Origin of the sequence: Streptomyces sp. NRRL B-24085 (assembly GCF_001282115.1) — a bacterium.
GTDB lineage: Bacteria > Actinomycetota > Actinomycetes > Streptomycetales > Streptomycetaceae > Streptomyces.
The window spans coordinates 17,725-36,980 of record NZ_LJBR01000037.1 but is presented as its reverse complement, the minus strand read 5'-3'; the positions used below and the strand labels follow the sequence as shown (position 1 = coordinate 36,980).

General features: G+C 69.9%; 16 protein-coding genes and 6 pseudogenes. 11 read left to right on the top strand and 11 right to left on the bottom strand.

Going from position 1 to position 19,256, the window contains the following annotated elements:
• Positions 1-7 precede the first annotated feature (7 nt).
• Together AOJ26_RS05405 and AOJ26_RS05400 are read right to left on the bottom strand one after the other, a co-directional pair.
• Complete coding sequence (locus tag AOJ26_RS05405) at positions 8-418, bottom strand: effector-associated constant component EACC1 (protein ID WP_053847006.1); 411 nt, start codon at positions 416-418, stop codon at positions 8-10.
• 201 nt (positions 419-619) lie between these two features.
• Positions 620-886, bottom strand: coding sequence for a hypothetical protein (locus AOJ26_RS05400; RefSeq protein ID WP_234358449.1), 267 nt, complete (start codon positions 884-886; stop codon positions 620-622).
• Here AOJ26_RS05400 and AOJ26_RS05395 point away from each other — a divergent pair.
• Both AOJ26_RS05395 and AOJ26_RS05390 read left to right on the top strand, forming a co-directional pair.
• Positions 885-1,595: a hypothetical protein gene (locus AOJ26_RS05395; RefSeq protein ID WP_143663527.1), complete on the top strand. Its 711-nt coding sequence runs from the start codon at positions 885-887 to the stop codon at positions 1,593-1,595. The genes AOJ26_RS05400 and AOJ26_RS05395 overlap by 2 nt on opposite strands.
• Positions 1,592-2,920, top strand: coding sequence for a hypothetical protein (locus tag AOJ26_RS05390; RefSeq protein WP_053847004.1), 1,329 nt, complete (start codon positions 1,592-1,594; stop codon positions 2,918-2,920). The genes AOJ26_RS05395 and AOJ26_RS05390 overlap by 4 nt, the downstream gene beginning before the upstream one ends.
• Positions 2,921-2,948: 28 nt before the next feature.
• Here AOJ26_RS05390 and AOJ26_RS45170 read toward each other — a convergent pair.
• A pseudogene (locus AOJ26_RS45170) lies at positions 2,949-3,020 on the bottom strand (transposase); the annotation flags it as partial.
• A gap of 79 nt (positions 3,021-3,099) precedes the next feature.
• Positions 3,100-4,201, bottom strand: a pseudogene (locus AOJ26_RS45165) (IS630 family transposase).
• A gap of 465 nt (positions 4,202-4,666) precedes the next feature.
• Here AOJ26_RS45165 and AOJ26_RS05375 point away from each other — a divergent pair.
• Positions 4,667-5,851 carry a polyketide synthase gene (locus AOJ26_RS05375; RefSeq protein WP_053847002.1) on the top strand — a complete coding sequence of 395 codons (1,185 nt, stop codon included), beginning with the start codon at positions 4,667-4,669 and terminating at the stop codon, positions 5,849-5,851.
• Positions 5,852-6,015: 164 nt separating this feature from the next.
• Here the strand turns inward: AOJ26_RS05375 and AOJ26_RS05370 are convergent, their stop codons facing one another.
• Entirely contained in the window at positions 6,016-8,175 is a 2,160-nt protein-coding gene (locus AOJ26_RS05370; RefSeq protein WP_053847001.1) for a SpoIIE family protein phosphatase, read from the bottom strand.
• Between the two features lie 549 nt (positions 8,176-8,724).
• Between AOJ26_RS05370 and AOJ26_RS05365 the strand changes: the two genes are divergently transcribed.
• Positions 8,725-9,069, top strand: a complete 345-nt coding sequence (locus tag AOJ26_RS05365; protein WP_053847041.1) for a hypothetical protein — start codon at positions 8,725-8,727, stop codon at positions 9,067-9,069.
• Positions 9,070-9,347: 278 nt separating this feature from the next.
• On the opposite strand, the pseudogene AOJ26_RS05360 reads toward AOJ26_RS05365, so the two are convergent.
• A pseudogene (locus AOJ26_RS05360) lies at positions 9,348-10,195 on the bottom strand (transposase family protein).
• A 109-nt stretch (positions 10,196-10,304) separates the two neighbouring features.
• Between AOJ26_RS05360 and AOJ26_RS44125 the strand changes: the two are divergent.
• Positions 10,305-10,538, top strand: a pseudogene (locus tag AOJ26_RS44125) (transposase); the annotation flags it as partial.
• A 138-nt stretch (positions 10,539-10,676) separates the two neighbouring features.
• Here AOJ26_RS44125 and AOJ26_RS05355 read toward each other — a convergent pair.
• Both AOJ26_RS05355 and AOJ26_RS41490 read right to left on the bottom strand, forming a co-directional pair.
• Positions 10,677-11,375, bottom strand: a pseudogene (locus AOJ26_RS05355) (endo-1,4-beta-xylanase); the annotation flags it as partial.
• Positions 11,376-11,478: 103 nt separating this feature from the next.
• Positions 11,479-11,960: pseudogene (locus tag AOJ26_RS41490) on the bottom strand (transposase); the annotation flags it as partial.
• A 354-nt stretch (positions 11,961-12,314) separates the two neighbouring features.
• Here AOJ26_RS41490 and AOJ26_RS05350 point away from each other — a divergent pair.
• The 6 genes from AOJ26_RS05350 (at position 12,315) to AOJ26_RS43320 (ending at position 16,379) form a co-directional block, all read left to right on the top strand.
• The gene (locus AOJ26_RS05350; RefSeq protein ID WP_078959751.1) at positions 12,315-13,085 is read left to right on the top strand and encodes an SDR family NAD(P)-dependent oxidoreductase; all 771 of its coding nucleotides are present in this window, start codon (positions 12,315-12,317) and stop codon (positions 13,083-13,085) included.
• A 6-nt stretch (positions 13,086-13,091) separates the two neighbouring features.
• Entirely contained in the window at positions 13,092-13,505 is a 414-nt protein-coding gene (locus tag AOJ26_RS05345) for a VOC family protein (RefSeq protein ID WP_053846999.1), read from the top strand.
• A gap of 11 nt (positions 13,506-13,516) precedes the next feature.
• Complete coding sequence (locus tag AOJ26_RS05340) at positions 13,517-15,049, top strand: MFS transporter (protein ID WP_053846998.1); 1,533 nt, start codon at positions 13,517-13,519, stop codon at positions 15,047-15,049.
• Positions 15,050-15,170: 121 nt separating this feature from the next.
• On the top strand, positions 15,171-15,620 hold the full coding sequence (locus AOJ26_RS41485; protein WP_234358448.1) for a YciI family protein: 450 nt from the start codon (positions 15,171-15,173) through the stop codon (positions 15,618-15,620).
• 209 nt (positions 15,621-15,829) lie between these two features.
• On the top strand, positions 15,830-15,970 hold the full coding sequence (locus tag AOJ26_RS44120) for a hypothetical protein (RefSeq protein ID WP_234358447.1): 141 nt from the start codon (positions 15,830-15,832) through the stop codon (positions 15,968-15,970).
• Positions 15,971-16,196: 226 nt separating this feature from the next.
• Positions 16,197-16,379: a hypothetical protein gene (locus tag AOJ26_RS43320; protein WP_143663526.1), complete on the top strand. Its 183-nt coding sequence runs from the start codon at positions 16,197-16,199 to the stop codon at positions 16,377-16,379.
• Here the strand turns inward: AOJ26_RS43320 and AOJ26_RS05325 are convergent.
• The 3 genes from AOJ26_RS05325 to AOJ26_RS05315 all read right to left on the bottom strand — a co-directional run bounded on the left by AOJ26_RS05325 (position 16,354) and on the right by AOJ26_RS05315 (position 19,254).
• Positions 16,354-17,124 carry an SDR family NAD(P)-dependent oxidoreductase gene (locus AOJ26_RS05325; RefSeq protein ID WP_053846996.1) on the bottom strand — a complete coding sequence of 257 codons (771 nt, stop codon included), beginning with the start codon at positions 17,122-17,124 and terminating at the stop codon, positions 16,354-16,356. The genes AOJ26_RS43320 and AOJ26_RS05325 overlap by 26 nt on opposite strands.
• Before the next feature lie 38 nt (positions 17,125-17,162).
• Positions 17,163-18,146 carry a LysR family transcriptional regulator gene (locus AOJ26_RS05320; RefSeq protein ID WP_053846995.1) on the bottom strand — a complete coding sequence of 328 codons (984 nt, stop codon included), beginning with the start codon at positions 18,144-18,146 and terminating at the stop codon, positions 17,163-17,165.
• A 151-nt stretch (positions 18,147-18,297) separates the two neighbouring features.
• Positions 18,298-19,254, bottom strand: a complete 957-nt coding sequence (locus tag AOJ26_RS05315; protein ID WP_053846994.1) for a fumarylacetoacetate hydrolase family protein — start codon at positions 19,252-19,254, stop codon at positions 18,298-18,300.
• Between the last annotated feature and the right edge of the window lie 2 nt (positions 19,255-19,256).

Below are 19,256 nucleotides of genomic sequence, written 5' to 3'. Positions count from 1 at the left end.
GGAGGTCCTATGCCAACGGGTCGGCTGAGGCAGCAGGCCCGGCCAGTTCGGCCGCACCCAGAGCCTGAGCGATACGGGAGACGTCGTCCGCAGAGCCGCCCTCGATGGTGACTCGCGTGGAGCCACGCTCGATGACGAGGCGCGTGGCCGCCTGCACCCGACGCGGCAGCGATGCCCGATACGACAGGTGGGAGTAGGCAAGGGCCGCCGCCGAGAAGCCTGAACTCGTGCCAAGCGAGATCCAGCTGAGCACGTCGCCCGACATCCCGCCGTCGTTCCGCGGCTGGCGCACCTTGCGGATGTCCGCGTGCGCGGCGACCGCACGGTCCTCACCCAGCCAATCCGCGAACGCTTCGGTCAACTCCGCAGCGTTCCCTTCCGCGGCGTCGGTGCACTCGATCCGAATGCGTACGTCCATCGTTTCTCGCCCTCCCCTGGTGGCAGCAGAGCGGGAAGCGTGGAAAACCCCGCGCAATTCGATCACCCGCCCGGCTGGTCGCCCCACCGTAGAGCCCAGCTCGCCGACCGCGCATGAATTCGCCGCAAGTACGGCCCCGGCCGGTTGGGCGACGTCCTGGCTCTCAGCCGTCGCAGCGCCGACGTACATGTAATGAAGTACTCAGGTTGAATGCGTGATGTCCGGTGTCTCGGTCAGTCCCTGAAGGTCAAGGCCGGTGGGTGGCAGGCAGCCTGTGATCAGGTGCGGCCGGTATTGGATCTTCTTGAGCTTCCGCTTGATGACGCGGGTCAGGTGTGCGAGGTCGGCGGCGGCGAAGTTGGCCAGGGCCCTCGTGAGCAGGCTCCAGACGCCTTCTCGTGAGCGGCTGATCGGGATCTTCGCCGACCGGCTCCCCCCGTCGGCGTCGCTCGGGCACCATGGCTGCATGGCATGGTGGCGGCGTCACCGCGTGCAGCGGGACGACAACCCGGGTGCGCCCGGCGGGCGGCTGGAGTACTTCTGCTATATCTCACGCGGCAAGGTCGACCAGCTGTACGAACAGGTCGACCCGGAAGCGGAGTACGAGGTCACGGAGCTGCGATCCACCACGACCAGCACCAGCGGCAAGGTGGACACGGACTGGGGCGTTCCCCAGGTGATCACCCTGTTCAAGGCCGGGGGCAGCTACGGCCGTACCGGAGTGATCCAGCGCGAGGCGAAGGTGAAGGTCTCGTACCTGCGCAAGCTGGAGAGGGTGATGCTGGCCCTGGCCGCCGGGAGCCCAATTCCGGACCTGGCCGAACTCCAGCGGGCGCAGGCTACTGCGTCCGGTTCCGGCTACTTCCACTTCAGCGGCACGTTCCGGGTGGTCTCCCGGGTCACCCCGCAGACGGACTCGTTCGTGACGGTGGCCGCCGACCTCGGCCGCGGTCGCCGGCTGCTGCTCGACTGCTCGCTGCGCAACTTCAGCGAAGGACCGCTGCCCGACGGCTCGTTCGACATCAACTCCGCGAACATGCGGTTCTTCGAGGAGGAGATTTGGCTGCGGATGACCACCGTCTTCCTGCTGCTGGACGCCTCGTCCGAGCGTGTCGTGGGCACACCGCTGTTCCTGAAACTCGCCCTGCCCGCCCACGACACCATGACCGCGCTGTGAGCCCCGCGCGTCATCTGGACATCGCGGCCGACGACCCGGAGGAGTACGAGGGCCGGCTGGTGATCGTGGGAGACGCCGAGTACGTCATCGGCCCCTGCGTCGGCCAGGGCGGCGAGCGTTTCGTCCACAGCCTGGTCAACCGCCGTACGGGACTCGGTCTGCACCTCATCAAAATCCTGCGCCACCAGGCCACGGCCGCCCAGAAGGCCGACCAGCTCGGCAGGAACCTGACGCGGCTGCGCGATATGGGCCTGCCCACCGTGGACCCGGCACAGGTCGTGCACGGCCATGGCGGCGTCTTCGAGGTCGAGGAGGCCGCGGGCGACATGGAGCCCTACGCGGAAGAGCTCCAGCGGATCCGGACCGCGCTGGAGGCCGGGCGCTGGACGGAATGCGAGGAGGTGGCCAGCCGGATACTCGCGGCAGCACCCGCCCATGTCGTGGCCCTGCACGCGCTGGCGATCGCGCGGGCACGGCAGGGAGATCACGGGACGTCGATCGAACTGGAGCACCGAGCCGTCGAATTGGAGCCCAACGTCCGTCTGTACTGGGGCCAGTTGCTGGAGTCGGCCGGAGCGCTCGGAGCGGTGCACAGCGCGCGGGACGCCTTCGCCGTACTGCGGCGCAAATGGCCCCATGACCACCGGTGGAACGAACTCGGCGTGCAGCTGCTGCTGATGACGGGTCGGCCGGACGAGGCCGCCGCGCTGAAGGCACCGGGGTCCGCGGACCTCGCGCGGCAGATCCGCAAGGAGACACGCGACCGCGACCGGGCCCGTCGGCACCTTGAAGCCGCCCGGCGGGCCGCCGAGGCGGGCCGGGCCGAGCGGGCCGCGAAGGAACTGCGTGCCGCCTACGGGCGCTACCCCAAGGACATCGACGTCGCGTTCAACCACGGGATCGCCCTGCTGCGCGGGGGCCGGTACACACAGGCGCACGACGTCCTCGTGGGCATCGTCCAGTTCGTCCCCCCGGCCTGGCGTGACCAGTGCCTGGGCACGGTGGGCTTCGCACTCGCCCTCGACAGCCGGGACGCCCGGGCAGCGACGATCTTCGAGCTGGTGGTCGCCGAGCTCGACCGTAAGGTGACGACACCGGCCGGGAGCGCGGAGGCCGTGGAGGCCATGGCTCACCCAGTCTGGGATCTGCCGGTGTGGCCGGTCTGGTGGCGCGGTGACAGTGTGGTGGGCGAGCGTTCGGACCGGGCCGCGGCGATCGTCGCGGACCTGGTCCGACGGCTCGACGCCCAGGGCGGGGCTCCGGGGCCGCTACGCCGGCTGTCCCGGGCGTACCGTCAGGGACTGGCCGACTTCCTGGGCACCTGACAATGGCTCCCGGCCCGCGGTTGCCCCGGGCCCGGATCCGTACCTCTTCCCGGCGCCTGCGCTGCTCGGCGATCAGCCCGCCACCGTCCGGATACCGCATGCCCCCGTCGTACCAACCCGGACAAACCGCGTCGCCAGTCCCGACACAGATCCAGACCCCGCAACGCCGAAGTCAGTACTCAGGTTGAATCCGTGATGTCCGGTGTCTCGATCAGGCCGTGAAGGTCCGGGCCGGTGGCTGGCAGGCAGCCGGTGATCAGGTGGGGCCGGTACTGGATCTTCTTGAGCTTCCGCTTGATGACGCGGGTCAGGTGTGCGAGGTCGGCGGCGGCGAAGTCGGCGAGCGCCCGCTTGAGCAGGCTCCAGATGCCTTCCTGCGGGTTGATCTCCGGTGCGTAAGGCGGCAGATGGAAGATGACCAGCCAGTCCTTGTGCTCCGCTTCGAAGTCGAAGAGTTCCTGCTGGAGATGCGTGCTCAGGTTGTCCCAGACCCACACGACGGGAGTACCGAGCTGCAGGTGCACCATTCGGATGAAGTCCCGGTAGTCGTGCCAGGCGAAGGGCTTAGGCTCGCCCTTGCGGCCGCGGTGGACGTGCAGCTTGAAGAACATACGCGGCCGGTGGCCGGGCTTGAAGCACACCGCGCCGGCGATGTTGACCCGGCCGCCGCGACGGCCCGCCACCCGCACCACCGGTCTGGCCCCGCGGGGCGCCCAGGTCCGGTCCCTCGGCGGGATCAGCGACTGGCCGCTTTCGTCCGCAAAGCAGATGTGGGCGCCTCGGTCGTGCGCGGTACTTTTACCCGCGGCCACAGCTCGGCCTTCCACACCTCGATCGCCGCCTCGTCCCGTTCCAGCGCTCGCCGGACCGGCACCTGGCAGCTCCAGCCGTGCCGCTTGAGCAGCCGCCACACGCCCTGGACGCTGTAGCCGACGTGGAACAAACGGCCGATCAGCAGCTTCACCCGCTTCAGCGTCCAGCCCTGCCCCTCGTCGTTGAAGCCGTGTGCCAGCGGCCCTCTCTTCAACTCCGCCTCCAGCCGCTGCAACTGCTGCGGGGAGAGTTTCTCCACCGCCATCGGCCCCGCCGACGCCAGGGCTGCGACACCGCCCTGCCGTCAGGCCGCCCGCCACCGGCGCACCACCGATCCGTCACCCGCAACTCGACCGCGATCTGCGCCGTGGCAGCCCCGGCCTCGAACGATTTGGCAGCCTCCAGCCGCACGGCCTCCCGCTTCACCTGCTCAACAGGCGTCAACCCGCCCCCTTGCGCGTACCGCATGAGGACGTCGTACCGCAGGGATCACGACCCGTCACCCCGCCCGGACATCACGGATTCAACCTGAGTATGGGCTCGACGAATTCGTGCAACCGCGTTCCAGGACCCGGGACACCGAGCCGACGGGTGGGGGACGCTACGGATCGGCACCACCGGCTCCCGGTCGTGGAGGACAGCCTGGCCGTGGTGAGCCGCGGTGGCGGCGATGGCGAGGTCCACCGGTGGCAGGTCAGGCAGGCACGGCCCCCCGCTGGCCCCCTGCGGCAGTGTGCGCCGTCTCACGCATCGCGGAACCTCCCAAGTTGCCCACATCACAGCGCAAACGAGTCCGTGGCATCCATGCTCAAAACAGACACTGATTCATGAACCTATTCGTACTGTCGTGGACTTGGGTGAATCATTCCCAAGTGGACCATGACCCAGCACCCATGGCATTTGATCTCACTCCCTGTAGAAAGGCACCAATTCATGGTCGCTTACCTGTGCCCGCCTGCCGTGATACACGGCAAGCACACCGTACGGACCAGCCAGATCGTGGACGAAGTGCGCGGGCGGCACCCGAACGCGCCGTGGGCGCCGCGGATCGACGGCATCGCGGCCAGTACGGGCATAGAAACCCGTGGCTGGATGGTGCCGTTCGAGGCAGCCGTCGCGCCCGGCAGCGGAAGCGGCCTGCCGGCCACCGCCATCGGGCCGGCCCGAGAGGCGCTGGCCGGTGACGGGTTCACCGAACAGGACGTGGATCGCGTGATCGCCGCCCTTGAGGCGACACCCGCGCCGCAGACCGTCCAGGAGCGCACTGCGCCGGCCTGGTCGGCAGTGCAGTCCTACGGTGAGCGTGCGGCGCGCGGCGCCCTGCAGAGCGCCGGGCTGGACGCCGCGGACGTCGACTGTCTGATCACCAGTCACTCCACCACGCCCGCGCTGCCGGGACTCGACGTCTCCCTCGCCAACCAACTCCCGCTCCGGAGCGACGTGCTGCTGCTGCCGGCCACACAGTGGGCCTGTATAGCCGGGACCCGCTCCCTGGCCCTGGCGGCTGATCTCGTGGCCGCGGACCCCGACCGGGTGGTCCTGGTCGTGATCGCGGAGGCACTGAGCACGACCTACCAGCCCGCGGACGACACTCTGGAGTCCTTGATCGTCCGGTTGCTGTTCGCGGACACCGCAGTCGCCGCGGTGGTCACGGGCCGATCGAGGCCCGAGTCGGTGCTGCGGCTGGACGCCGCCTGGCACCACACGCTGCCCGGCACCCGGGACCTGCACCGCCTGGAGACACGGGAGGACGGCACCCACTTCGTGATGGACCGGCGCGGGCCACGCGCCGTGCAGGAGACGGTCACCGCGATGTGGGAGTGGTTGCGCCTCCGATACCAGGACGACCCCGGTTCTTGGCACCCCGACGTTCTGCTCGCCCACCCCGGCGGCACGCGTGTGCTGGAGTACATGGAGCAGACGATGCCCGACGGATGGCCGACGGGCCTCCTGCACTACAGCCGGGACAGCTACACCAGCGGCAACCGCGGAGGCGCCGCCGTGTTCGACATCATGCGGAGAGCCTACGACGCCGGGCAGAAGGCGGGCAGCCGTGCCGTCCTGTACGCGGCTGCCCCGGGCCTCACGGCCACCGCCCTGGAAGGGGAGTGGCTGTAGCGCGGACTCGCGCGCCTCATAACGCCGGTGCCGCCGCCCGACGAACAACTCCCGCACCGCCCGACCAACGCCTCGTCACCCCCGGCAAGGCCGCCTTGCCACCAGCCGGCCGAAGCCTCGCCGCCAGCCCGCTGACGCCTCATCACCGCCCAGCCGACTCCCCGTCACCGCTCGACCGAAGCCCACACCACCTTCCCGGTGTCCGTCCACCGCACCCCCCACCGGGTGGTGAGCCCATGCACTACGTGCAGACCACGGCCTGCGTCGTCGAGGAGCCCGCTCGGGCCCAGCCGCGGCCTGCCGTTGCCGGTGTCGCCCACCTCGCACAGCAGCCCGTGACCGGTCCTGATCAGCCGTACGGTGATGGGTCCGCCGGCGAAGCGGACCGCGTTGGCAACCAGTTCATCGACCACCAGCAGCACGTTGTCCCTGGTGTGCTCTCCGGTGCCCCACCGTCCCAGCAGCTCGGAGACCAGTGTGCGGGCCCGGGCGGCCGCGTCACGGCGGGCGGGCAGACGCCACGTCGTGGTGTCCCCCTTGCGGTAACCGATCATGCGGGCGATCAGCAGAGTCACGTCGTCGCGCCGACGTGTCGGCGCCACCGCCGAGACCACGCGTCGAGCGGCCTGCTCCAGGGCGTCCCAGGGGTGCACCGAGGACACGGCGTCCGTCAGCCTGTCGATGCCCTCGTCGATCGACAGGGCCGGATCCTCCACCAGGCCGTCGGTGTAGAGGGCGAGCAACGAGCCCGGGGGCGCACGGAACGTGTGCACGTCGTACGGCTCCCGCAGCGCGAACTCGGCGCCGAGCCCAGGGTGGGGGTGGATCGCTACCGGGCCGGCGTGGCCCTCCGGGGGTACCAGGACCGGGGGGAGGTGGCCGGCGCTGGCCACCGCCACGTGGTGGCTGACCGGGTCGTACACGGCGATGCAGCAGGTCGACCCGAGGGCGCTGTAACCAGCCGCCAGCCCGGACTCCGCGTCGTCCAGCAGCGACACGGTCTCGTCCAGGTGCTCCAGCACCTCGTCGGGCGCCAGCCCCGCTGACAGCAGCGCGCGGGCCTCCATGCTCAGTTGTCCCATGGTCGCCGCGGCGCCCAGCCCGTGCCCGACGACGTCTCCGACCACCAGCGCGGTACGGCCGTCCGGCAGCGGAAAGCTGTTCACCCAGTCGCCGCCGACGCCCGCGCTGTCGGGGGTGGCGGGCTGGTAGACGCTGGCCGTCTGGATGGTGTCGCCGCCGGACCGTGGCAGCAGTCGGCGCTGCAAGGCCAGGACCTGCGTGTGCTCGCGCTGGTGCTGACGGGCCAGGTCCACGTGGTGGGAGGTCCTGGCCACCAGTTCCTGCAGGTCCAACAGCTCGCTGTCCGCGAAGGGGCGGTCCGCCCGCCGCCAGACCTCCGCTACCCCCAGGACTACGGGCGGCGAGCCGTCCAGGACCAGCGGTATGCACGCCACGGCCGACGCCTGGTCGCCGGGCACCAGGGCACGTACCAGCCGAGGACTGCCGAGCACCCGCTCGATCGCTTCCCGGTCGGGTATGACGATGGCCTGCGCGGCATCGTCACGCCGTATGGCCTGCGACAGCAGTCGACTCGCATCGCCGGGAAGATCGTCGCCCGGGAGCACGTAGCCGTCGGGCCACGCCCGGTCCGGCACCAGGGCCGCCCGGCGCAGCCGGAGGCGCCCCTGCGGCTGCTCGGTGACCGCCTCACCCGTCCACACGGCGAAGTCGAGGTCGATGGCTGTCACGTCACCCCAGGCCAGCAGGGACTCCGCCAGCGATTGCGCGGTCTCGCCGATGTCCAACGAGGTGCCGATCGCGGTCTCGGCGGCGTACAGGTGCAGCCTCCTGGCCATGGCGATCAGGGAGACGGTCAGGCCCTCCTGGGGCGCTGCGGCGGCCAGGATACTCATCGAGACCACCAGCTCCGACCCGTCGCCGCGTCGCAGGCGCTGGACCCGGGCGACGTGCGGCTCTCCGGTCTCGAGGGCCTGCCGCAGGCGCCGGGTGACCGTCGGTACATCCGAGGGAGGCAGGAGATCGACGAAGGGCCTCCCGGCCACGGCCTCCACCCCCGCGAAGACCGGGGCGTCCAGATTGCAGCGGGTGATTCTCAGATCCCGGTCCAGATTGACCGCGCCGAGGATTTGCTCCTGACCCGCGGGGGTCGGGTTGTCGGATACGTCTCGGCGGGCGGCGTTGTCCCCCTGCGGGCCGGCGGAATCGGCGGCCGCCGCCCCTTCGACTGGCATGTACTGCCCCAAAGCGCTGCTGACCATGTCGAACGGTGACACAGACGAGGGGGGTGGGGTGGAGTCCATGCGACTCTCTCAGCTCGCTCGCCGACCCCGGCACCACGTCGGAGCCGTACCAGAACCCGGGCGACGGAGCCCCCGGGATTCTTGACCGCAAACATCATTCAATACCACCCGGGGCCGCTTCGCCCACACCAGCGGGCCGCACGGTGACGTAGGGGCAGCCCGCGACCAGTCGACGACGGTGTTCCTTCGCCGTCGTTCCATGGTCGCCGCCGCTCTGTACCGGAACGCCGTCGAGGCCGAGGCGCATGGAGTCTGCGCACCTTGGGTACGGGGCGGGGGGCGTAGAACGACAGCACGGCCCCTCGGCAGTGCAGGAGAAGAGCGGATCGCCTCAGGAGGGCTCCTGCGGTCGACCGCCCCGTCCCGGGCGAGGTGTGCCCGCTGGCGAACCGCGTTGACACGGATGGTCACCCGACGTTGACTGGCAACACGGAGCAGGACCGTGAACGGCAGGGTCGACCGGCTTTTGGCGGCCCTGCGCAGCCGTCGTGAAGGCGAAGGCAACCTCGGACGGTGACCCCATCGCCACGAAAGACGGTGCAGACGACGATGTACGACCAGACACGCGCCCAGCAGCCCGACGACCGGTCCTCGGGCTTCGCGGCGCGCCGCACCCAGGGCCCCGAACCGCTGATCCCGTCCGACGAGCGGGACAAGATCGTCCGGCACCTCGGGCGCGCCGTCAACCACTTCGCGGACACCCCGCGCGAAGCACTGGAGGAGGCCGAGGTCGCCTTCGACGCAGCGGCCGACGCGCTGGTGAAGGCCCTCGCGGAACGGCGGCGCGACCTGCGCGAGGGCTGGCAGGATCAGGATGCCGAGACGCGTTCCACCGAACTCCGACTCGCGCTGCGGGAGTACCGCGAGATCACCGGGCGGTTGCTCCGCGCGTAAGCGGCCACGGGCCACGCCCTCGAAGCCGACGGCCAACTGCCCGACATCGCGCCCGGCGTGCTGATGGACGGCGACATCGGCAAGTGGCTCCAACAGCAGTGCAGCTCGGGCGCGGTGACGAGGCCAGATCGCAGTCGGCTGGTTGAAGCGTCGCGGTGCCGCGTGAGGGAATCACTCGTGCGTTCGGACGCAATCTGGTTGGCGATCGTCTTCCGCGAGCTGACGCCCATGGACCTTGACCTGGTGTTCTGCGATGGAGGGTTACACCTTCGACGTTCCTATGCGGGAGGGCACGACCGAGGACGAATTGACGGACCTGGTGAATGCTGCGGTTTGACTTCAGCCCGAGGGGCGAGCTGGAGGACCAGGACGGCTTGGACGAGGCTCGTGATCCGGGTCGTCGAGCAGCGGAGCTCGCGGAGGAGTCGCCAGGACTTGAGGGTGGCAATGGCCCGCTCGACCGGTGCGCAGACCTTTGCGTGGGCTCGGTTGACGGCCTGCTGACCGGTGGAGAGGCTGTCCCGTCGGCTGCGGTAAGGGAGACGGACCGTGCCGCCTGCACCCTGGAAGCCCTTGTCTGCCCAGCAGGGGATGCCGGCCCCGACGAGTGCCTCGATGACGCCGTGCTCGCGCGCGGCACGGACGTCATGGACGGCGCCGGCCAAGGCTGGTGAAGCCCACAGCAGACAACCCTGCGGATCGGCTATGACCTGCACCTTCATGCCGTGCTTCTTGTGTTTGCCCGAGTAGAACGGGCGGTCGGCGGCGATTCGGTCGATCGGCACGAGCTTCCCGTCCAGGATCACGTACACCTTCGTCGATGCCGCTCGTACGGCTTCGGTGCGGGTGGGGGCGAGGGCGGCCAGGAGGTCGACGGCCTCGGTGATGTACCGGTAGGCGGTGGTGGTGCCGATCCCGAATCCGGCCCGGCCGAAAGCTGGGCGTACGGCTGGCCGTTGCGCAGGTGAGCGAGGGTGAGCAGGTCCTGTCGGCCTGCCCGAGAAGGGTTTGCCCATGTGAATGGCCCGGTGGAATCCGCGCCGCCGGAATGCGGGTGGAGCAACCTTCGGCACACCCCTCGGTGCGCCGGTGGCGCACCCGTACAGGCAACGGTGACCACCACCACTACCGGCGGGCCGCCGCGTCAAGCCTGCTCTGTGCGTAGCCGACCACGCCAACGGGACTTGCTCCTCTTGCGGTCGTGGCATCCAGGACAGGTGCTGGCCGGTCTGCCGATGCCGCGGGCCGCCGACGGGCGCCTGGTCCTGGCGGTCGACGTCAGCAACTGGCTCCGCCCCGACGCACGGACCACCTCGGAACGTCTGTTCTGCCACGTCTACGGCCGCAGCGGACGGGGCTTCGGACCAGTTCATCCCCGGCTGGTCGTACTCGTTCGTCGCCGCCCTCGAATCGGGCCGGACGTCCTGGTGCCAGCTGCTGAACGCCGCCCGTCTCGGCCCCCAGGACCACGTCGCCGAGATCACAGCCGCGCAGCTCGCCGCGTGGTCGAGGACCTGATCGAGATGGGCCGTCTCGCTGCCATCGACACCAACGGAGAGGTCACACCTTGCTTTCTCACACCTCGTAAAGGTCTCGAGCAAGCGCTCGTACGCCGGTTTCGGCCGCAGGGCCGCGTCCCACGGCAGGGAATCGGCCGGGCGCGGAGGATAGATCTCGGTGTCGGCGGTGGAACCGTACCGGTCGGTGAATCCCCAGGTCGAGAACGATGTGCAGGTCGGCTCCTCCAGGCAGACCCGCAGCTTGCCCGCCATCTCATCAGCCTGGGTCTGCCGCCCGTCCTCCTCGTCCTCACCTATCGTGACGTCCATCTCCGACACCCGCGCCTGAACCCCGAGCTCCGCCAGATCCCGCACATGGCCGCGGAAGATCTCCGGGTCGATGCGGTCGCCGGGTTCGTACTCATGGGTCTGGAAACCCACGCCGTCGATCGGTACGCCGCGTTCCTTGAGCCGCTCGACCAGACCATAAAGGGCGTCCCACCGCTCGCCTTCCTCCTCGACCCCGTACTCGTTGAGGAACAGCCGTGCCTTCGGATCGGCCCGGTGAGCGGCCCTGAACGCCTCGTCGATGTACTCCTCGCCCATGACCTCGAACCACGGGCTCCACTCGGAGCGCACATCATGATCCCCGCCCGTGTAGCTCTCCTCGTCGTCGGACAGGGGCTCGTTGACCACATCCCATTGCGCGACCTTTCCCCTGAAGTGACCGGCGACCACCGCGATGTGCCGGAGCATGGTCCGGCGCACCTCCTCGGGGTCGTCGGGACAGCCGAAGTGCTCCGCCACCCAAGTGGTTGCGGCGGAAGTCGTCCGCGGCGGCCCGCACCTCGCCCGCGCTCTCCCCCTCCTCCTGGCACTCCACAACCGGCAGACAGCGGAAGCGCACCAGCCTGGACACCTCGGCCCCGTAGACCTCGGCCAGGTGAGCCGCGATCTCGCGGTGCGTGAGCCCCTTCGCGAACAACGACAACACCATCTCGTCGACCCCGGTCAGCCGCCGCTGCCGCTTCCTGACGATCTGCGGCTCGAACGTGCCCGCAGTGTCACGCGGCACTGTGACCTCGACCGGCTCGACGTCGGTCAGCACGGTCTTGACCCGGCCCCCGTTGTGGGACTTGCCGCTGCCCCGGCCGGCGGCATCGTGCTTCTCGTAGCCGAGGTGATCGGTGATCTCGCCTTCCAGCGCAGACTCCAGGACCCGCTTGGTCAGCTGCTGCAGCAGCCCACCCTGCCCGGTCAGCTGCAGCCCCTCCGACCGAGCCCGCTCCACCAGCATCGCGACCAGTTGCCGTCCGACACGGAGACGGACGGCCCGGACTGGGCACTCTCGGCAGGTTCCACGGTCTCCAACTCCACCGCGGTGTCGGTCACTTGACGTCTTTCCCATGATCGTCGGATCCGCCGTCAGATTTACACTCCCCCGCGTGATATTGCCAGTGCACCTCAGCGGGGGTCCTCTGGCCCGGCGCTGGCTGCGGCAGGGTGCCGGCGTTCGGTCAGGACGCGGAAGAGAGACCGTGATCTAGATCGGCGACGCAGTGCAGACGCTCGCAGACCGGAGCGTGCGCGGCAAGGCCGTCCCCGTCGTGGACTGAGCCCGCCGCATACCAGCCATACGAACGCCCGATGCCCTTTCGCTGACCGATTTCTTGTTCCGGCCCAAGGCCATACCTACGCTGCCACCACCGCACTCCGGCGGCATGGGAACAAGGGACTTGGGCAATCATGGGTCGACTGGCCGGGAAAATCGCTTTCATCAGTGGCACGGGGGCCGGAATAGGCCGGGCCGCAGCGCTTGTATTCGCCGCGGAGGGCGCCACTGTATTCGGCTGTGACATCGACGAGGAAACCGCCGCCGAAACCGTGGAACTCGTCGAGAAGGTCGGCGGCGTCATGCGGTCCCTGGCCCCCGTGGACCTGTCCACGCAGGCCGGGGCGCGGGATTGGATCGAGGCCGGCGTCGAGGCATGCGGCGGGATCGACATCCTGTACAACAACGCCTCGGCGCTGCGCAACGGACCGTTCGAGACGATGCCGGCCGACGACTGGTACTTCACCATCAAGAACGAGCTGGACATCCCGTACTTCTGCACGCAGGCGGCCTGGCCGCACCTGATCGCGCGCGGCGGCGGCGCCGTCCTGAACGTCGCCTCCGTGGCGGCCGTACGCGGCGCGCCGTTCCTGCCGATGGTGCCGCACGGCGCCGCCAAGGGCGGGGTGCTGGCGATGAGCAAGCACCTGTGCGCGGCCGGCGCCGCGCACCACATCCGCGTCAACACCATCGCGCCCGGCATGACCCGCACCGCGGCCACCGCACCTTTCCTGGACGACCCCGAGGGACCCAAAGCCCACCTGGAGGCGCGGATCCCGGTCGGCCGGGTCGGACAGCCCGAGGACATCGCGCGCGTCGCGGCCTTCCTCTGCTCCGACGAGGCTGCCTTCGTCAACGGCGCCAACCTCATGGTCGACGGCGGCGACAGCGCCATGGCCGGCTGAGCGCCCGTGACCATCCGACTCGACCACGTGGGCGTCAACGTACGCGACCTGGACGCCCTGACCGCCTGGTACACGAAGGCGCTCGAACTGACGACAGTCTTCCAGTTCCACCTCGAAGGGCCCGGCCTGCGAGGTGTTGTCCTCGAACATCCACACGGCTGGCGCGTTGAACTGCTCACCAGACGCGGCTCCGCCCCCGGCCTGAAAGCGCCGGACCCACTGACCGCCACCCTCACCGAGGGATACGGGCACTTCGCGGTCACCACCCCCGAACTCGACCCCCTCTACACGGCCCTGGTGGCCCACGGAGCGGGCGAGGCCGTGCCGCCGGGACCCTCTCCCGAGCCCGGCATCCGCATGGCCTGGGTCACCGACCCAGAGGGAAATCTCATCGAACTCATAGAGAAGAACGCAGAGTGAGGGCACGGACGATGACGGAATCGATCTCCCTGAAAAGACTCGACAAAGGGACGCTCATAGCCTGCTGCCTGGCCGTGGCGGCAGCACAGTTGTGCATTACGGTGCCTTCACCGATCAACGGAAACATTCAGGCCGAATTCGGTGCGTCGGGCTCTCAGGTGGCCTGGGTCACTTCCGCGTTCATTCTGCCCACCGCCATTCTCGAGCTGAATTTCGGTGTGGTGGGCGACCTGTTCGGCCGCAAGCGGCTGCTGGTGCTCGGCGGGTTCATCCTGGCACTCGGCGAACTCCTCAACGCCACCTCGCAGAACATCACCATGCTCTGGATCGGCCAGGCCCTCGCCGGCGTCGGCGCCGCCGCGCTCTTCCCCAGCTCCCTCGCGGTGATCGCGGCCGCCACGCCCCAGGAGAGGGACCGCGCGAAAGCGGTCTCGACCTGGGCGCTGAGCATCTCCCTCGCCTCGGCGATCGGTCCGCTGTCCTCCGGCATCCTCGCCACGGTCGCCGACTTCCGCTGGGTGTTCGTGCCGCCGGTCGTCCTCGGCCTGGTCGTCGGGGTCGACTGCCTGTTCCTGGTCACCGACTCCAAGGCACCCGAGGGCCGCACCCTGGACTGGCCGGGACAGATCAGCATCGCCGTCGGCCTGACCGCGCTGCTGTGGGGAGTCATCGAGGGCGGCGACCGCGGCTGGAGCAGCCCGGCGATCGTCGGCACGCTCGCCCTGGCCTTCGTCGCCCTGGTCGGCTTCGTCGTCGCCGAGAAGCGGTCGGCGTCGCCAATGTTCAACCTGGACCTACTGCGAATCCCGTCCTTCGCCGCCGCGGCCGTCGTCGCGCTGGCAGGCATGTTCGGCTTCATCGGCACCGCGTACTGCGTCTCCATCCGGCTCGGCGCCGTGATGCACCTGAGCGCTCTCCGGGCCGGCATGCCGTTCGTGATCCTCCAGGCGATCCCGCTGCTGCTGGCGCCCGTGCTGAGCAAGATGCTCACCCGGGTCGAGCCGCGCTGGCTGCTGATGGGCGGGCTGCTGCCGATGGCCGCGGGCCAGTTCTGGATCGCCGCGCTGCCCGTCACCACCACGTCCCTGGCCGCCTTCATCGGTCCGGTCCTGCTCCTCGGCATCGGCTTCATCTGCGTGGTTTCCTCGCTGACCTCCGCCGCGGTGAACGCCGTACCGCTCAGCATGACCGGTATGGCCAGCGGCGCCACCAGCCTGGTGCGCGAGTTCGGCCAGGCTCTCGGCCCGGCGGTCATCAGCACGGTCGCGATGAGCGCCGCCTCCTCCGTGCTGGTCGGCAAGCTCAGCGGCGCGGACGCGGGCATGGAGGCGGCCGCCGGACCCCTGGCCGTGGTCAACGCGGGCAGCGACGGCGCCCGGGCCGCCGCGCAGAGCGCGCTCGGGCACGGCATGGCGGTCGGCGTGGTGATCTGCGGCTGCGCCTCGCTGCTGGGCGCACTGGTCACGCTGCTCCTGGTGCGCAAGAGCACCGCGCGGGCCGCAGTGGGCGCGGGAGAGCCGACGGTGCAGACGGCGTCGGCGTAGCGCACACCGCAGTCGAAGGGCCGGGGCGACACGTCCCGGCCCTTCGACCTACCCGGATGTCGATTCCGCCCGGCCCCCGTCGTCGGTGGGGTGCAGGAACGGCCTGAGGACCGGGGGGACCATGAAGTACATGCTGCTTGCCTGCGGCGGCGACACCGCCGGCGCCTCGGGCATGGCACCCGTCGAGCCCTGGGTGCAAGAGCTCGGCGAGTGCCGGGTGCGCCTGCACGGCCTCCGGCTGGGGCTGCCCGCCAAGGCCACCCCCGTGCGCGACGGCGAGGTGCTGCGCATCGACGGCCCGTTTGCCGAGACAAAGGAGCACGTCGCCGGATTCGACGTGCTGGAATGCGACAGCCTGGGAAAGGTGGTCGAGGCCGCCGCGAAGCACCCCGTCGCCGGCATCGGGTCCTGGAGTTGCGGCCCTTCTGACCGATGTGGGAGCGGGAGGACCCCGAAAAAGGCCATCTGGGCCCTCGACGCGGAGGGCCGTCGGAGAGCACGACTTGGAGCGCGCCCTGGCCTGTTACGTCTCCGACGCCGAGATCGTCCACCCTGGCCGGCACGGCCGTGATGCCCACGGCACGGCGCTGCAGGGCCAGTTCGCTATCGGCTACCGCGGCGCCGGTGTGCGGTGGCGGGTCACCCACGAGCATGCCTCGCCCGCGCGGGAAGCATGATGAAGTTCGTCCTGTTCTCCTGTTCCCCGGTCGGCGGCGCGGAGGAGAGCCCGCGCGGCACGCCGGCGGCCCCCGGTTCCACGACTACCGGGCACACGCGGGGGTGGGCCGTGTCATCAGCGGCGACCGCCTGCGTCCGGCCGCGGACGTCACGACCGTACGCGTGCGCGATGACGAAGTGCTGCTCAGGGACGAGCCGTTCGCCGAGACGAAGGAGTACCTCGCCGGCCTCGACTCCATCTAGGTCCCCGACGTCGACCAGGCCATCGCCCTAGCCGCCCGGGGCACTCGGCCGCCCGCAACGGCGGCTCGGTCGAGGTGCGGCCGGTCTGGAAGTGAGTGCCACGGACGGGATCGAGGAGGCGGTCGGCGCCGCGTTCCGCGAGGAATGGGGAGAGGTCGTGGGGCGTCAACACGGCGGCCTTCAAGATCGGCGGGGCCTTCGTGGTGGCCGACCCACCTCGGTCGCCGTGTCAAAGACAAACGGCCCGGACCGGCTCGCCGCACTGACAGCGGGCTACCGGGCCGCGTTCACGGCCTGCATCGTCCTGGTCCTCGCCCGGGCGGTCCGCGCCCGAGTCGTGCTGCGCGTGCGTCCGCCTCCGCGTCCGGAGCCGGACGTGCTGGTCACGGCCCGTCGAGCGCGTTCGTGATGGCCTTGACCCCGCCGTGCGCCGCATACCCGCCGTCGACCGTGATCTCCGCGCCGTTGACGTACGACGCCTCGTCAGACAATAGGTAGACGATCAGCGGGGCCACCTCGTCGACGGTGCCCGCGCGCCCCTGGGGAGTCATCGCCACGTGCGCCCGCACGAACAACGGGTTGGCGGAGGCCATCAGCGGGGTCTCGATGTACCCGGGGTGGACGACGTTGGTGCGGATGCCGCGGGGCGCCAGTTCCAGCGCCGCGACCTTCGACAGCCCGCGCAGCGCCCACTTGCTGGTCGTGTAGGCCACCGCGTGATGGGCGGTCAGGCCCGCGACCGAGCCGACGTTGACGATGGAGGAGCCCGCCAGCATCAAAGGCGCCAGGGCCTGGATGCCGAGCAGGGCGCCCGTCGTATTGACCGCGAACGCCCGGTTGAAGTCGGCGACTTCGACCTCTCCGAGGCGGGCCCGCATCGGGATGCCGGCATTGTTGACGAGGCCGTGTACGACGTCCAGGCCGGCCGCGAGCGCGGCCCAGTCCTCCGGTGACGTCACGTCCAGGTGCCGGAAGGTCACCTCCAGGCCGTCGGCGCACAGGGACGCGACGAGCGCCTCGCCGGCCTCGTCCAGGACGTCGGTCGCGATCACCTTCGCGCCCTCCCGGGCGGCCGCCTCGGCCTCGGCGGCTCCCTGGCCCTGCGCGGCTCCGGTGACGACGACAGTACGGCCCGCCAGACGCGTACGGCTCACGGTTCCTCCAGTGGGGTGCGGGATTCCTCCCGACCACGCTAGGAAGCCGCGCTCAGCTCCGGAAACGGTTCTTCTTCATGCCTGTCATCCACCGGGGCGATCTCCGCGCGCGCCGGCTTATCCAGCGAGGCGCCGACCTGCCGCACGGTCTCGCGCAGCCACCGGTGCGCGGGGTCGGAGTGGCGGTTGTGGTGCCAGTACATGGCCTCCACGAGCGGCACGTCCGGGAACGGTGTCGGTACGACGGCACAGCCCGCGAACGACTCGTAGCGCAGGGCCAGCCGCTCCGGCACCAGCGCGACCAGTTCGGTGCCGCTGACCAGGAACGGCAGCACGCTGAACCCAGGTGTGCTGACCTGCACCTTCGGTGTGATGCCGAGGGTCTCCAGCTGACGCTCGGCGGGCGTGTGGCTCTTGCCGAGGGCGCAGGTGGCGTGCGGCATCTCCGCCAGGTCCTGCAGCGTGAGCCGGCCGTCGCGCAGCCAGGGGTTGCGCCGGTCGACGATGCAGACGAAACGATCATGCATGACGGCCTCGCTGACGCCCGGCAGCTGGTAGCCGAGCGGGACGACCATCAGGTCGTGGCAGCGCAGGTGGGTCTCGTTCTCCAGCTGTCCGCCGACGATCGGGTGGAAGTCGATGCGGACGCCGGGCGCCTCCTCGGCGATGATCCGCAGCAGCGGCTCCACCAGCATGGTCATCACATAGTCCGACATCACGACCGAGAAGCGCTGCCGGCTGCGCGAAGGGTCGAAGTGCCGGGTCAGGGAGAGGGCCTCCTCCGCCTTGTGCAGCGAGGCCTGCACGACCGGCAGCAGCCGCTCGGCCAGCGGCGTCAGCTCGTACTCCCGGCCCACCCGGATCAGCAGCTCGTCGTTGAAGTGGCGGCGCAGCCGGGCCAGGGAGCCGCTCATCGCGGACTGGCTGGTGGACAGACGGACCCCGGCGTGGGTGACGTTCTTCTCCTCCAGGAGCGCCTCCAACGCCACCAGAAGATTCAGGTCGATGGCTCCGAGACCCATGGGTGTTTCCTTCCGGCCGCGTCGTTGAAGCTCGGTGAATTCGGAGGGTAACCACGGGCCCGCCGTCGAGGAAGAGGCCCGGATGCAACTCACAGGGATCCGATAGCAGCTATCGGATCCCTGGATGTGCGCAGGTCAGCGCCGTGTGAGGTTACGGCCGCGGGGTGCGCCCCCGTTTGCGGGCCCGCGGCAGGTAGGCGTCGGTGCGTCCCGCCACGACCCGGTTGGAGACGGTGCCGAGCCGCTCCACGGTCAGGGTCACCTCGTCGCCCGGCGTCAGTGACGGCGGGGTCCGCTCGCCGAGCCTGCCCCAGAACTCCGCCAGCGCTCCCCAGCCGCAGGTGCCCGAGCCGAGAACGTCCCCGGGGCGCACCCAGGTGTCGCGGGCGGCGTAGGCGACCATCTCCTCGAAGGTCCACGAGCAGTTGGCGAGCGTGTCGCGGCCGAGCAGCTCACCGTTGAGGGTGACCGTCATCTCCAGGTCGAGGAAGCCGTCCGCGTCCCGCCGGTCCGCCACCTCGTCGGCGGTGACCAGGTAGGGGCCGAGAGTGTGGGCGAAGTCCTTGCCCTTGGAGAAGCCAAGCCCCAGGTTCTTCTCCGGTTTCTGCAGATCGCGCGCCGACCAGTCGTTGAAGACCAGGTAGCCGACGATGTGCTCGCGCGCCTGCTCGGGGGTGAGGTCGCGGCCTGCGCGTCCGATGACCGCGCCCACCTCCAGCTCGAAGTCGAGCACCGAGCAGCCCGCCGGGACGGGCACGTCGTCGTGGGCGCCGCAGGCCGCGTGCGGGTTGGTGAAGTAGAAGTTGGGCGCCCGGTACCACTCCTCGGGCACGTGCTCCAGCCCGTCCAGCGACTTCGACACGCCCTCGATGTGCGCCTCGAAACCGACGAAGTCCCGGATCGAGGGCGGCGTGAGCGGCGGCAGCAGCCGCACCTGATCCACCGTCAACTCGCTGCGTTTCCGCAGCGCTTCGACGCCAGCGGAGATCAGCACCTCCTGCTCCAGCAGCGTCAGGACCGTGACACCCTCAGGCAGCGGGTGGATCACCCCCTCCCGCACCACCCCTGCGCGCTCCACACCCTCGTGCTCGTATGTCGCCAAACGCATGG

Excerpts from the sequence above, each read along its gene's own strand:
- AOJ26_RS05340 (WP_053846998.1), top strand. The coding sequence starts at position 13,517 with ATGACGGAATCGATCTCCCTGAAAAGACTCGACAAAGGGACGCTCATA.
- AOJ26_RS41485 (WP_234358448.1), top strand. The coding sequence starts at position 15,171 with ATGAAGTACATGCTGCTTGCCTGCGGCGGCGACACCGCCGGCGCCTCG.
- AOJ26_RS05320 (WP_053846995.1), bottom strand. The coding sequence starts at position 18,146 with ATGGGTCTCGGAGCCATCGACCTGAATCTTCTGGTGGCGTTGGAGGCG.
- AOJ26_RS05400 (WP_234358449.1), bottom strand. The coding sequence starts at position 886 with ATGCAGCCATGGTGCCCGAGCGACGCCGACGGGGGGAGCCGGTCGGCG.
- AOJ26_RS05395 (WP_143663527.1), top strand. The coding sequence starts at position 885 with ATGGCATGGTGGCGGCGTCACCGCGTGCAGCGGGACGACAACCCGGGT.
- AOJ26_RS05350 (WP_078959751.1), top strand. The coding sequence starts at position 12,315 with ATGGGTCGACTGGCCGGGAAAATCGCTTTCATCAGTGGCACGGGGGCC.
- AOJ26_RS05365 (WP_053847041.1), top strand. The coding sequence starts at position 8,725 with ATGTACGACCAGACACGCGCCCAGCAGCCCGACGACCGGTCCTCGGGC.
- AOJ26_RS05375 (WP_053847002.1), top strand. The coding sequence starts at position 4,667 with ATGGTCGCTTACCTGTGCCCGCCTGCCGTGATACACGGCAAGCACACC.
- AOJ26_RS05370 (WP_053847001.1), bottom strand. The coding sequence starts at position 8,175 with ATGGACTCCACCCCACCCCCCTCGTCTGTGTCACCGTTCGACATGGTC.
- AOJ26_RS05315 (WP_053846994.1), bottom strand. The coding sequence starts at position 19,254 with ATGCGTTTGGCGACATACGAGCACGAGGGTGTGGAGCGCGCAGGGGTG.
- AOJ26_RS05405 (WP_053847006.1), bottom strand. The coding sequence starts at position 418 with ATGGACGTACGCATTCGGATCGAGTGCACCGACGCCGCGGAAGGGAAC.